This window comes from Nocardia sp. CA-135398, assembly GCF_050955845.1.
Lineage (GTDB): Bacteria > Actinomycetota > Actinomycetes > Mycobacteriales > Mycobacteriaceae > Nocardia.
On record NZ_CP192084.1, the window covers coordinates 1,279,359 to 1,291,554 of the forward strand.

Below are 12,196 nucleotides of genomic sequence, written 5' to 3' on the forward strand. Positions count from 1 at the left end.
CTGGGGGATGGCAGGTCGGCGGAGCCGGCCAGGCTGGGTAAATACAGGGGCTGCTTCTACCAGGCGGAACTCAGCTGGCGATGGCCGTGCTGGTGGTGGCTGGGCTGCTCGACGAACCGGAATCCGAACTCGACGCGGAGCTGCTCGCACCGCTGTCCGTCTTCGCGGGCTCGCTGGCGGTCGAGGAACCGCCGCGGCTGTCGGTGCGGTAGAAACCGCTGCCCTTGAACACGATGCCGACCGAGTTGAAAAGCTTGCGCAGCTTGCCGGAGCACTCCGAGCAGACGCTCAGCGCCTCATCGGTGAAGGACTGAACGATGTCGAAGCGGTTGTCACACTGGGTGCACGCATATGAATAAGTTGGCACTGGATCCTCCGCGGGGTTCGTCAATCTGGCACTCTACAGCCGACAGTGCCAACACCGCCAATCGGCATTTCATTCCGCAGCTCCATCGCCACCCAATCGATGCAGTCCGCCATGCGGGGTGAGGGCCCAGCCCATGCGCAGATCGTGTGGTTCCTCGGGAAGCCGGTCGAGCACTTCGTCGTCGCGGACCACCGCGATCAGCCGCGCTGTCGGCCGGGCCGCAGGCAGCGTTCGGTCGTAGTATCCGGCACCCCGGCCGAGCCGGACGCCGCGACGATCCACCGCCAGCGCCGGGACCAGGATCAGCTCCGCCAGCGTGATCGCATCGGCGAGCACCGCACCCGCGGGTTCCAGCAGTCCGAATCTGGCCGGCCGCAGGTCATCGGGGCCGGTGAACTCGGCCCATCGCAATGGGCCCGGCGGTCCCGTGACCGGCAGCAACACCCGCGCGCCCACCTCGCACAGTGCCGTCAGCATGGCCGTCGATCCGGGTTCGTCGCGCATCGGCACATACGCGCACACCCATTCGGGGACATTCAGTGCGGCGACACTGTGGGCCAGCTCACGCGCCTCGGTTTCCTGGTCCGCGCTGGTCATCGCGGCGCGTCGAGCAGTTATTTCGGCCCGCCAGGCATGTTTGTCGCGCTCGCCGGGCATCTCCACAGTGATCACCTTAAGCTCACCGGGACCCGAGTCGGCGTGATGGCCGCTTCGGGCCGGTGACGGATGGATAGGGTAGGCGTATGACAGCAAAGGCCGGACAATCCGCGAATGGCGCGATCGTGTCGTGTTTCCGCACAGCCGTCGTGCCCGCGGCCGGACTCGGGACGCGGTTCCTGCCCGCGACCAAGACCGTGCCCAAGGAGTTGCTGCCGGTGGTGGACACTCCCGGCATCGAACTGGTCGCGACGGAAGCCGCCGATTCCGGTGCGGAGCGGCTGGTCATCGTGACCTCGCCGGGTAAAGACGGCGTGGTCGCACACTTCGTCGAGGACTTGGTGCTGGAGGGCACGCTCGCCGAGCGCGGCAAGTTCCAACTGCTGGAGAAGGTGCGCAAGGCGCCAGCGCTGCTGGATGTCACCTCGGTGGTCCAGGATGAGCCGCTCGGCCTCGGCCACGCCGTCGCCCAGGCCGAAGGCGCCCTCGATGACGACGAGGACGCCATCGCCGTACTGCTGCCCGACGACCTGGTGCTGCCGTCCGGAGTGCTCGATGTGATGAGCCGGGTCCGGCGCAAGCGCGGCGGAACTGTGTTGTGCGCCATCGACGTTCCCAAGGATCAGGTCAGCGCCTACGGTGTCTTCGATGTCGCGCCGGTGCCCGATGCGGTGAACCCGAATGTGTTGCGGGTCAACGGAATGGTGGAAAAGCCCGCGCTCGCGGACGCGCCGTCGACCTACGCGGCCGCGGGCCGATACCTGTTGGACCGCGCCATCTTCGACGCGCTGCGCCGGATCGAACCGGGCACCGGCGGCGAGCTGCAACTCACCGACGCGATCGCACTGCTCATCGAGGAGGGCCATCCGGTCCATGTGGTGGTCCACCGTGGGTCGCGCCACGATTTGGGCAACCCGGGCGGTTATCTTCGTGCTGCGGTCGATTTCGCTTTGGAACGAGAGGAATACGGCCCCGCCCTGCGGGAGTGGCTGCAGCATCGGCTCAGTGCGGACTGGGACCCACAGCTGACGACCTACGACTGATAGGCGCGGGCGTCGGGTTTCGCCGATAGGGGACCGTCGGGTACGAATGATGGTCCATCTTCGTCGCGCGGGTTCGGTTGCGCGGTCGCGGAATCGGGTCGGTGCGACAGAGATCAGGAAGGGCTGGATGCGCTCGGTTGAGGATCAGCAGATCAAGGTGACGGCCGCGGCGGTCGCGCCCCGGCCGGTCCGGGTCGCGATCTCCGAGGCGCAAGGCCTGCTGTGTGCCGAGGATGTCGTCACCGAACGGCCGCTGCCCGGATTCGATCAGGCCGCCATCGACGGTTACGCGGTGCGCAGCGTCGACGTGTCCGCCGCGGGCACCGATATCCGCGACGAGGACGGCGAATTGGTCGATCTGACGCTGCCGGTGGTCGGCGAGGTGGTCGCCGGTTCCAAGCAGCCGATCCGATTGCAGCCGCGCCAAACCGTGCGGGTCGATACCGGTGCACCGCTGCCGACGCTGGCCGATGCCGTGCTGCCCTTGGATTTCACCGACGGTGGCCGGGCCAGGATCAAGGTGTACGAGCCGGTGCGATCCGGTGACTATGTCCGGCGCATCGGTGACGATGTGCAGCCAGGCGATGTCGCGGTGCGTGCGGGCACCATCATCGGTGCGCCGCAGGTCGGTCTGCTCGCCGCCGTCGGACAGGACAAGGTGCTCGTGCATCCGCGCCCGCGGCTGTCGGTGATTTCGGTCGGCGGCGAGTTGATCGATATCGATCGCACGCCTGGACCGGGACAGGTCTACGACGTGAATTCGTATGCCCTGGCCGCGGCCGCGCGCGATGCGGGCGCGGATGTGAACCGGGTCGGCATCGTGAGTTCGGATCCGCGGCGGCTGCGCGATGTGGTGGAGGGACAGCTGGTTCGCTCCGAGGTCGTGGTGATCGCGGGGGCCATCGGCGGCTGGGCCTCCGAGCAGGTGCGCGAGGCGCTGGAGGGGCTCGGCGAACTCGAAATCACCAGGGTCGCTATGCATCCCGGCTCCGTCCAGGGTTTCGGGCGGCTCGGGCGCGATGAGGTGCCGACATTTCTACTGCCGTCGAATCCGGTTGGCGCACTAGTGGTTTTCGAGGTCATGGTGCGACCGCTGATCCGAATAGCGTTGGGGCGCAGACATCCCATGCGCCGGATCATCCGCGCCAGAACGATCACGCCGATCAGCTCGATGGCTGGACGCAAGGGTTACCTGCGCGCGCAACTCATGCGCGACGAAGCCACCGGCGACTATCTGGTGCAGCCGCTCGGTGGCGGCACGGGCGGTTCGTCGCATCTGCTCGCCACACTGGCCGAGGCGAACAGCCTGATCGTGATCGACCCGGACGACACCGAGATCAGGACCGGTGACGAGGTCCGTGTCGCATTTCTCGCACAGCGTGGCTGAGGCGTGGAGACGATGAGTGTGTTCCGGGTCACGCAGCATCCCGGTTGGCCCGCGCATCTGGGACCGGTGCGGGTCGCGGCCGGGGAGGTGACATTGCGTCCGGTGCGGTTGCGCGATGCGGCGGCATGGAGCCGGATCCGGTTGCGCGACAGGGCTCATCTGGAGCCGTGGGAGCCGACCGGGCGCGGTGCCTGGGAGGCGCGCAACCACGTGTCGAACTGGCCGTCGCTGTGGTCGAGTCTGAAGGCCGAGGCCAGGCGCGGTGCCATGATTCCGTTCGTGATCGAGGTCGACGGCGCGTTCAGCGGGCAGCTGACCATCGGCAATATCGTGCGCGGCGCCTTGCGTTCGGCGTGGATCGGCTATTGGGTGGCCAAGGATTTGGGCGGGAAGGGCGTGGCGACGGCCGCGTTGGCGCTCGGGCTCGACCACTGCTTCGGTCCCGCCGGATTACATCGGGTCGAGGCGACCGTGCGGCCGGAAAACCTGGCCAGTCAAGCGGTTCTGCGCAATGTGGGGTTCCGTGAGGAGGGTCTGCTGAAGCGCTACCTGGACGTGGATGGGGCCTGGCGCGATCACCTGCTGGTCGGCATCACCGTCGAGGAGGTGGCGGGGACCGTCGTCGATCGGCTGGTGCGTGCTGGGCGGGCCACGCTGCCCTGAAATATCTGTACGCCCGTGCTGTTTTCGGCGCGCCCGGCCGTCTTCGACGCGCGGCGAAAATGGTGGAACTGTGACAGGTGTGGCGTATGTGCACGGCGCGCCTGACCGAACTTGGTGCGACACGGAATTAACCTACGGACGTCGGAGGTGCGTCCCGCGCCACCGGCAACCAGCCTGTGAGGCAGTGCCGAATACACCTCACGGCGGCCGGACGCCCGTCCGTCCGAGGCGTTTTGCGGCGAGCGAACGCACCGCGACGGGGCGCGGTGCGAACCGGTCGAAAGGCCGAGCGGACGATGCGGCGGGGACGGAGGTGCAGAGGCGAGATGCCGAATTCGATCCTGTGGATTGGCTTGGTCGTGCTCTGGGTCTTCGTGCTGTTTCCGATCCTCGCCGACCGGCACCCAAGGATCAGGCAGACGACCGACGCGGCGTTGGCGACCCGCGTATTGCACCGCGGAGGTTCCAAGCGGCGCACCAAGAGTGGTCCGGCCGCCGGACACGACAGTGATCCGGATTACCGGCCGACCCGAGTGCAGAGAAAGCTTTCCCACAGCGATGATGCGGAGGACCGGATGACCCCACCGGCCGACGAGCAGGTCACCGAGGAAGACAATCCCGCGGACAACCCGCCCGAAGCCGGGTCGGCGGAATCCGATGCCGAAATCGACGCCACCGATGACGAATTCGACGCTGCGGATACTGAATTCGACGACGATGCCGAAGAACTCGACGCCGCCGATTCCGATAATGCCGAAATCGCAACGGCCCGAACGGCTGCGAAGCAACGGGCGAGCACCGATGATGACCGGGTGGCTTTAGAGCACACCGAATCGAACGGTGCCCGAATCCCCCCGGCCCGGACGACGGCGCCCGCTCGATTCGACGAATCCGACTCCGACGACTCGGATTTCGTGCCGACCCGGCGCGGCCGCGGCGGCTTCGACCCGGAAGCAGACGCGATCGCGCGCGCGGCCCGCTACACCTTCCGTCAGCGCGCGGTACTCGGCCTCGTCCTGGCCGCCCTCGCCTGCGGCGGACTCTCGGTGGCGCTGAGCCCGATGTTCTGGTGGGGCTGTGGGGGCTCCGCGCTCGTCCTGGTGACCTACCTGGCGTACCTACGCAAGCAGGTCCGCATGGAGGAGGAAATCCGCCGCCGTCGCCTCGCCCGCCTTGCCCGCAGCCGCGGCGAGCACATCGAGGCCGAACGCGAGGCCGAGCAGCGCGCCGCACAGCGCGTCATGGACCGCGACACCGCTCGCGCCCTGCGCCGCCGCTCCGCCCTTATCGAGGTGGACGACGAAGACCCGATGTTCGACCACCTGGAAACCTTCGACCCCGCCACCGCCCGCGCCCTGCGCCGCGGTACCGGCGACATCCGCCGCGCCGCAGGTGCCTGAGCTATCCGCCCAGTTCAACCCCACGATTCGGAGTCTGTCCACATCGCCTGATACAGTGTCACAGCGCGGTTCCCCGGAGCCGCACGGGGCTATAGCGCAGTTGGTAGCGCGTCTCGTTCGCATCGAGAAGGTCAGGGGTTCGATTCCCCTTAGCTCCACCACAAGCCCGGCTCAGGCCGGGCTTTCTGCTTTCCGGTTCCACTTCGTGGCGGCCGGTCCGATCGCGGCATCGATGGCAGCGCGGACAGCACTACACCCGAGCGACTCGCCAGACCGGACTTCGAGTACGAAAACAGCTCACGGCTCCCGACCGATCAACGGTCGGGAGCCGCAGCCGTGCGATTTACACCAGTTCGGGGACGCGGAGGTGGGCGATGGCCAGCTCGCACTCGCACATGTCGGTGACCTGCATACCGGCTTGCCGGGTGATTCGCTCGCGCAGGGCGGTCGCGTCTTCGCGGTTGCGTTCCATGGCTTCGGCGGTGTCGAAGGTGACGCAGGAGACGCCGCGGCCGGATGCGCGCTCTACCAAGAGGCTCGCGCTGCAGAACCCTTCGAGGGATTCCATGCCGGGTACGGCTTGGGATTTGTAGGTCTCGATCGCCGCGTCCTGTCGATCCGGGTTGGTCTTGACCCAGACAACGCGGGCGCAGGCGCCCTGCTGTGCGCTGTGATCACGATGGAGAGCGGCGATTTCCCATTGCTCGATCTGGGTGCCGCCGCCGCCGAATGCCGCCGCCGCACGATCGCGAATGGGGCGAACTCGGTCGGCGCTCTTATTCATCGCGTCCTCGGTTTCCCATGAGGTAGTGACGATGCACCGGCCGGACTGGCGATCGACCAGCAACGATAGTCCGACACAGCCGGGTATGTCTTCTACCGCTGGCATTACCTCGTCACGTACGTGCGCAATCCCGGCATCGATCTTGGAGGGTTGCGCCTGAATAGTCGTAGAACGTGCGTACACGAGCGACTCCCTCGGTGTTCAGGGCAGCGCCCCGGTGGCGCCACCGACATGTTCACACTGCCCCGCCGCGGCGCTCATGGCAATAGGTTCAGCACACTCTGTGCAACGCCCTGTGCATGGCCGGAGACCGCCGCTGCCGCCGCCGGAGTTTGCGGGACTGGATGCGGGGTACTTCCGGCGCTGAACGAATTCCAGGCAATCGGCGGCCAGGACGGTCAGGCGACCTGTCCGGCAAGAGGAAATTATTATGTGGGACAAGAAGTTCGGCCACACCACGCATCGACAGCCCGACGCCGGCGAATTGGACAGCAGCACAGTCGCTTTCACGGAGATCGCGGATAACCTGGTGCGAAATCTGCTCGATACGGGTCTCCAGCTCAACAAGATCGGTATCGAATTCGACCGGGAACCAGCCACATCCGCGCAGGCGGATCGGACGCGAGATGTGATAAGCGACATCATCGACGATCTCGACCGCATCATTCGCGATGCGGGTCTGGCCGTGATGGCGGTGACTTCGGGGCTACCGAGGACAGAGCCGGGCATGTCACGGCAGAGATGATCAAGGCCCCGGCGACCGCCGCGGTCGGCAATTCGGCCAGCGGCCCGGCCTGGCTCTCACCGGCTACTTCGTCTCTGCCGCCAGTTCGATCAGGCGGGCGCGGACGAGTTCGGGGCGTTCGTCGACGACGAAATGCCCACAGCCGGTTACCGGTTCGAAGGTGTAGTCGTCCGCGCGGGCGGTTTCGGCGGCGGCCAGCGAGCGGTGGACGGCGGGGTCGTCTACGCCGAAGAGGGCACGGATCGGGATGGTGGCGCGTCGACGTTCCGGATGACGTGCGGTTTCCGGGATTTCGCGCAGCCAGAAGGTGCGGTAGGTGTCGGTGGCGGCGCGGGCGCAGACCGGATCGCGGAAGCGGTCGGCGAAGATGCGGACCACCTCGGGGCCGACCGTGCTGTGGTCGGTGATCGCCCCGCTGATGACCCATTCGAGGAATCGGGTGCGCTGCTGCAGCGGTACCCCAACGGTGGCGACCAGCGGCTGGTAGGCGAGAAAGCGCCAGATCTGTCGCATGACCGTCGTCGGCGGTACCCACGGATGGGCCATATTCAGTACCAGGTAGCCGTCGAAGCGGTCGGGTTCGCGCAGCACCATGCGGTAGCCGATGTAACCGCCCCAGTCGTGGCCGACGAGCAGCACCTGTTCCAGGCCGAGCGCATCGAGCAGGGCGAACACATCGGAGGCGACTTCCTCCTTCGACCACCGGTGCGGCGGCGGCCCCGACCAGCCATAGCCGGGCAGGTCGGGGGCGATGATCCGGAGTCCTTCGGGCGGGTCCGCGAGCAGATCCCGGTAGGCGTAGTGGTGCTGTGGCCAGCCGTGCAGCAGCACGACCGGGCGACCGTCCTGCGGCCCGGACTCGGTGACGTGGAACCGGACGTCGCGGGCCGTCACGAACGACCGGCGCACCCCGGGGATGACTGGCGGTTCGGTGACAACGGTACCGTCGGTAACAGGCATAACGCCCACGATAGTTCGCCGAGCGTCCGCCGAACCACCTTCCGCGGTCGGATTCGCACTACCGCCCGTGGTCGGATGGTGCGTCGCCACCGCTGCCGGCACGCCGAATCCGCACAGGCGCTAAAACCAGGTGAATCCGGCGCTACCGGCAGGGTAGGAATCTCTCATGCCGACTGAATTCGCTCCGGGTTTGTTCGCCGGACAGGACCTCGCCGCGCGGGTCGAGCACGCCGAACGCACGCTGATCGAGGAGGGCGCGCGGGCGGCGGCGCGCCGGGACCCGGGGCAGCGCGTGCTGGTGCGCCCCATCGGCGGCGGTCTCGCGGTGTGGGCGGGCCCGGGTTCACCGCTGGACAAGGTGGTCGGCGTCGGCATGAACGGCGCTGCCTTCGATGACGCCGAGCTGGACGCGGTCGAACAAGCCTTCGCCGAGCGGGATGCGCCGGTCCAGGTCGAGGTCTCCACGCTGGCCGATCCGGCCGTGGTCGAACGCCTGACGCGCCGCGGCTATGTGCTGTTCGGATTCGAGAATGTGCTGGGCTTACGGCTCCAGCCGGGGCGGCAGGCCCAGTCGGCCGAGGGCATCGTGATCCGCGAGGTCGGCCACGACGAGTTCGAGACCTGGGTGAATGTCGTCGTCGACGGCTTCGCCACCCCGGACACCCAGGGCGTTGCCTCGCATGAGGAATTCCCGCGCGAGGCCATCGAAACCGCCGAGCGGGACCTCACCGCGACGAGCGGTTTCGTCGGCTCGCTCGCCGTGATCGACGGTAAGCCCGCTGGCGGCGCGAGCCTGCGCCTCAGCGACGGCATTGCCCAATTATGCGGTGCGGCAACTCTTCCCGAATTCCGCCGCCGCGGCGTGCAGGGCGCACTGCTGTCGATGCGCCTCGCCGCCGCGGCGGCCGCGGGCTGCGACCTCGCGGTGGTTACGACACTGCCGGGTTCGAAGTCGCAGCAGAACGTCCAGAAGCTCGGCTTCCAGCTGCTCTATCCGCGGGCCATCCTCGTCCGCTAGTACCGGCCGAAGGCGAGTGCGACATTGTGCCCGCCGAATCCGAACGAGTTGTTGATCGCGTACTCGATCTCCTGATTGCGCGCCTCGCCGTGCACCACATCCAGGTCGATCTCCGGATCCTGGTTGTCGAGGTTGAGGGTGGGCGGCACGATGCCGTCGCGGATGCTGAGCACGGTCAGAATCGATTCCAGTGCGCCCACCGCGCCGATCGAATGTCCGAGTGCGGATTTCGGCGCGTAGACCGAGGCGTGGTTGCCGACGGCTTTGTTGATCGCGTTCGCCTCGGCGGTGTCGCCGATCGGTGTCGCGGTCGCGTGCGCGTTGATGTGGGTGATGTCCTTGGGGGTAAGACCTGCGATCTGCATAGCCCGGGTCATCGCGCGCGCCGCGCCATCGCCATCGGGGGCCGGAGCGACCAAATGGTAACCGTCGGAAGTGATTCCGGCGCCGAGCAGGCGCGCGTGGATGGTCGCGCCACGAGCCTTGGCGTGCTCCTCGGTCTCCAGGACCATCAGCGCACCTGCCTCACCGAAGACGAAACCGTCGCGATCGGAGTCGAATGGACGCGAGGCGCCCTTCGGATCGTCGTTGCGGGTGCTCATCGCGCGCATCATGGCGAAGGACGCGATAGGAAGGGCATCGATGTATCCCTCGACGCCGCCGGTGACGACCATATCGGCGTCACCCATCACGATCATCCGCCACGCGTTGACAATCGCCTCGGAGCCCGATGAGCACGCCGAGACCGGCGTGATCACGCCCGCCTTCGCCTTCAATTCCAAACCGACGACCGCAGACGGGCCATTCGGCATGATCATCTGCACGGCCAATGGCGAAATCTTGCGGTAGCCACCATTTTTCAGCTTGTTGTTCGCATCGGTGATCGCATCGGCGCCGCCGAGCCCGGTGCCGATCGCCACACCCAGCCGCTCCGGATCCACCTCCGGACTGCCCGCATTGCGCCACACCTCGCGTCCGAGGACCGTCGCGAGCTGTTCGACATAAGCCATCCGACGCTGTTCGACCCGGGTCAGCAGGGTCTCGGGGCGAACCTTCAGGTGACCGCCGATGCGGACGGGCAGGTCGTACTCCTCGACGAAGGGATCCTCGAGCACGTCGATTCCGCTCTCGCCGTTGAGCAGTCCCTTCCACGTCGCGTCGACATCACCCGCGATCGACGTGGTCGCCGCGAGACTCGTCACGACGACATTCGGGAATCGCCCGTCGGCGGCAAAGAGGTTTCGCACGAGAGTCACTCCTGGTTTTCTCTTCCGATAACGCAGTTTTCGGTGTCCTTGCGAGTGCCTTATCCGAATTGGACAGGCGTTCGACGGACTACGGCGGCCGGACATCGTTGTCGTGCGGCATCGTCGCAGGCGTTCTACTATGCCGCCGAATGCACCGAAATGCATTGCTGAGCTGGTATTTCCGCTGGACATCGTTTCCGGAAGAGCATACCGGCGCGGATTGATCATGGTATGCCCGTCATTACGAACCTTCGGCCCGAGGGTTGTGGGAAACCTCCAAACCCGCAGGAACCGCGCTCATCCGCGGGCGGTTCGGGGGCAGTGTGCTGGTCCATTGACCGGTTCTCTCCGGCCGATTCTGTCGCCTTACCGACGCTTCTATGCAATCTTGTTATTGCACAACGGCATTGAAAGGGTCGCCCCAGCGGCTCGGTGAAGGGGTGTGGCGATGGTGCGCGGGAGTGACTCGGCCGATCCGCTGTGGCCGGGCATGCTCCCGTCCGGTCCCGCACCACGTGTCCTGCCCCCGACGCGCCCACATCGCCGGAAGCGGCGTCCGCCGCGTCGACCTTGGCTGGTCGGTAGTGCCGCGATCTTCGGGACGCTGGCGGCGGTGGCGTTGGTGCTCGTGTACACGGCCGAGGCGAGCAATACCCGGCAGTCGACGGCCACGATCACCGATCCGGTGCTCGGCGGCGGACCGAACTGCGAACCGATCCGCACCGAACAGTTGGTGCGCGGCAATGGAACCGGGTCGACCGAGTCCGGTCCCGATGTGATCCTGGCCTTCCAATACGCCTATTACGTAGCCCGCTCGGGCGCGGGCGCCCGCGCCTTGACCACAGCGGACGCGGCGGTGTCCTCGGTCGCATTGATCGATGCGGGTATCACATCGATTCCACCCGGCACCCAGCATTGCGTCATGATCACGCCGATGCTCGACGGTCGCTTCGATGTCGTCATCACCGAGTTCCGGGTGGACGCGACGGTGCGCACCTATCGGCAGTTCGTCACCGTCGCACCCCACGAGGGCATCACCGTCATCACCAAGATCACCGCGCCGTCCTGACTCCCGCTCAGCTCCGGCGGCCAGGAAGATCCGCGGCGGACGCCGCGGCGGTCAGCACCGTCTCCAACATTTCGGGGGTGAGCCGTCCGGTGAAGGTGTTCTGCTGGCTGACGTGGTAGCAGCCGAATAGGTGCAGCGGCGCTCGATCATCGACGGTAGGCGGCAGTACGACGTGCGCGCCGTGCCCGAACTTGGGACGTGGGCGCGGCACTGTCCAGCCCGATCCGGCAAGCACCGGAAGCAGTGCATGCCAGCCGAACGCACCGAGCACGACCACGGCCCGCAATGTCGGTGTGAGCAGGCCCAATTCGGTCTTCAGCCAGTGGCTGCAGCGGTCGCGCTCGTCGGGCGTCGGCTTATTGTCCGGCGGCGCGCAATGCACCGGTGCGGTCACCCGAGCGCCGATCAGCCGCAGTCCGTCGTCGCGGTGCACCGCGGTCGGTTGATTGGTCAGTCCGACGTTGTACATGGCAGCGTAAAGGAAGTCGCCGCTGCGGTCGCCGGTGAACATTCGCCCGGTCCTATTGCCGCCGTGGGCGGCCGGGGCCAGCCCGACGACCAGCAGCCGCGCGTCATCCGGACCATAGCCGGGAACCGGCCTGCCCCAATAGGTTTCGTCCCGGTATGCGGCGCGCTTCTCGCTGGCCGCCTGTTCCCGCCAGGCGACCAGCCGCGGACAGGCGAAGCAATCCGCGACCGCGGCGTCGAGTTCGGCGATGGTCTCGCACACGATCACATGGTGCCGCAGGTCATGCATCGATAGCCATCGGTTTGCGTACAGGTCGCACGACCAGTTCAACGCGGCGGCGCGGTGTGCATAACGACCCGGACATGTGAGCCGGACCACGCGGTCGAG

The 12,196-nt window shown here is 66.8% G+C and carries 13 protein-coding genes and 1 tRNA gene; 8 read left to right on the forward strand and 6 right to left on the reverse strand.

The annotated features are described in order from the left end of the window. Positions 1 to 70 precede the first annotated feature (70 nt). Together ACQP1T_RS05730 and ACQP1T_RS05735 are read right to left on the reverse strand one after the other, a co-directional pair. Positions 71 to 367, reverse strand: coding sequence for an FmdB family zinc ribbon protein (locus ACQP1T_RS05730; RefSeq protein ID WP_433758890.1), 297 nt, complete (start codon positions 365 to 367; stop codon positions 71 to 73). Positions 368 to 436: 69 nt separating this feature from the next. After that, positions 437 to 1,030, reverse strand: a complete 594-nt coding sequence (locus ACQP1T_RS05735) for a 5-formyltetrahydrofolate cyclo-ligase (protein WP_433761992.1) — start codon at positions 1,028 to 1,030, stop codon at positions 437 to 439. Positions 1,031 to 1,110: 80 nt separating this feature from the next. On the opposite strand from ACQP1T_RS05735, the gene ACQP1T_RS05740 reads away from it, so the two are divergent. The 5 genes from ACQP1T_RS05740 to ACQP1T_RS05760 all read left to right on the forward strand — a co-directional run bounded on the left by ACQP1T_RS05740 (position 1,111) and on the right by ACQP1T_RS05760 (position 5,678). Next, a complete protein-coding gene (locus ACQP1T_RS05740) occupies positions 1,111 to 2,067 on the forward strand; it encodes a UTP--glucose-1-phosphate uridylyltransferase (protein ID WP_433758891.1) in 957 nt (318 codons plus the stop codon). A 127-nt stretch (positions 2,068 to 2,194) separates the two neighbouring features. Then, positions 2,195 to 3,454 (forward strand): molybdotransferase-like divisome protein Glp, encoded by a 1,260-nt coding sequence (gene glp / locus ACQP1T_RS05745; protein ID WP_062986500.1) that lies wholly within the window; start codon positions 2,195 to 2,197, stop codon positions 3,452 to 3,454. Positions 3,455 to 3,466: 12 nt separating this feature from the next. Continuing rightward, positions 3,467 to 4,117 (forward strand): GNAT family N-acetyltransferase, encoded by a 651-nt coding sequence (locus tag ACQP1T_RS05750; RefSeq protein WP_433758892.1) that lies wholly within the window; start codon positions 3,467 to 3,469, stop codon positions 4,115 to 4,117. A 326-nt stretch (positions 4,118 to 4,443) separates the two neighbouring features. Further along, entirely contained in the window at positions 4,444 to 5,517 is a 1,074-nt protein-coding gene (sepX, locus tag ACQP1T_RS05755) for a divisome protein SepX/GlpR (protein WP_433758893.1), read from the forward strand. 85 nt (positions 5,518 to 5,602) lie between these two features. Further along, positions 5,603 to 5,678: transfer RNA gene (locus ACQP1T_RS05760), tRNA-Ala, on the forward strand. A 182-nt stretch (positions 5,679 to 5,860) separates the two neighbouring features. Here the strand turns inward: ACQP1T_RS05760 and ACQP1T_RS05765 are convergent. Further along, positions 5,861 to 6,484, reverse strand: coding sequence for an antibiotic biosynthesis monooxygenase (locus ACQP1T_RS05765; RefSeq protein ID WP_433758894.1), 624 nt, complete (start codon positions 6,482 to 6,484; stop codon positions 5,861 to 5,863). Between the two features lie 247 nt (positions 6,485 to 6,731). On the opposite strand from ACQP1T_RS05765, the gene ACQP1T_RS05770 reads away from it, so the two are divergent. After that, positions 6,732 to 7,046: a hypothetical protein gene (locus tag ACQP1T_RS05770; protein WP_433758895.1), complete on the forward strand. Its 315-nt coding sequence runs from the start codon at positions 6,732 to 6,734 to the stop codon at positions 7,044 to 7,046. 63 nt (positions 7,047 to 7,109) lie between these two features. On the opposite strand, the gene ACQP1T_RS05775 is transcribed toward ACQP1T_RS05770, so the two are convergent. Next, entirely contained in the window at positions 7,110 to 8,006 is an 897-nt protein-coding gene (locus tag ACQP1T_RS05775; RefSeq protein ID WP_433758896.1) for an alpha/beta fold hydrolase, read from the reverse strand. Between the two features lie 190 nt (positions 8,007 to 8,196). Between ACQP1T_RS05775 and ACQP1T_RS05780 the strand changes: the two genes are divergently transcribed. Next, positions 8,197 to 9,024: a GNAT family N-acetyltransferase gene (locus ACQP1T_RS05780; protein ID WP_433761994.1), complete on the forward strand. Its 828-nt coding sequence runs from the start codon at positions 8,197 to 8,199 to the stop codon at positions 9,022 to 9,024. On the opposite strand, the gene ACQP1T_RS05785 is transcribed toward ACQP1T_RS05780, so the two are convergent. Next, positions 9,021 to 10,271 carry a KasA/KasB family beta-ketoacyl-ACP synthase gene (locus ACQP1T_RS05785; RefSeq protein WP_433758897.1) on the reverse strand — a complete coding sequence of 417 codons (1,251 nt, stop codon included), beginning with the start codon at positions 10,269 to 10,271 and terminating at the stop codon, positions 9,021 to 9,023. The two genes, ACQP1T_RS05780 and ACQP1T_RS05785, sit on opposite strands and share 4 nt — an antisense overlap. 448 nt (positions 10,272 to 10,719) lie before the next feature. Here ACQP1T_RS05785 and ACQP1T_RS05790 point away from each other — a divergent pair, with 448 nt between their 5' ends. Beyond that, complete coding sequence (locus ACQP1T_RS05790; protein ID WP_433758898.1) at positions 10,720 to 11,340, forward strand: hypothetical protein; 621 nt, start codon at positions 10,720 to 10,722, stop codon at positions 11,338 to 11,340. Between the two features lie 7 nt (positions 11,341 to 11,347). On the opposite strand, the gene ACQP1T_RS05795 is transcribed toward ACQP1T_RS05790, so the two are convergent. Further along, positions 11,348 to 12,070: a uracil-DNA glycosylase gene (locus ACQP1T_RS05795; protein WP_433758899.1), complete on the reverse strand. Its 723-nt coding sequence runs from the start codon at positions 12,068 to 12,070 to the stop codon at positions 11,348 to 11,350. Positions 12,071 to 12,196 lie beyond the last annotated feature (126 nt).

What these genes read in the sequence shown, in the direction of transcription:
- ACQP1T_RS05740 (WP_433758891.1), top strand. Translation starts at nt 1,111, where the DNA reads ATGACAGCAAAGGCCGGACAATCCGCGAATGGCGCGATCGTGTCGTGT.
- glp (WP_062986500.1), top strand. Translation starts at nt 2,195, where the DNA reads ATGCGCTCGGTTGAGGATCAGCAGATCAAGGTGACGGCCGCGGCGGTC.
- ACQP1T_RS05750 (WP_433758892.1), top strand. Translation starts at nt 3,467, where the DNA reads ATGAGTGTGTTCCGGGTCACGCAGCATCCCGGTTGGCCCGCGCATCTG.
- sepX (WP_433758893.1), top strand. Translation starts at nt 4,444, where the DNA reads ATGCCGAATTCGATCCTGTGGATTGGCTTGGTCGTGCTCTGGGTCTTC.
- ACQP1T_RS05770 (WP_433758895.1), top strand. Translation starts at nt 6,732, where the DNA reads ATGTGGGACAAGAAGTTCGGCCACACCACGCATCGACAGCCCGACGCC.
- ACQP1T_RS05775 (WP_433758896.1), bottom strand. Translation starts at nt 8,006, where the DNA reads ATGCCTGTTACCGACGGTACCGTTGTCACCGAACCGCCAGTCATCCCC.
- ACQP1T_RS05790 (WP_433758898.1), top strand. Translation starts at nt 10,720, where the DNA reads ATGGTGCGCGGGAGTGACTCGGCCGATCCGCTGTGGCCGGGCATGCTC.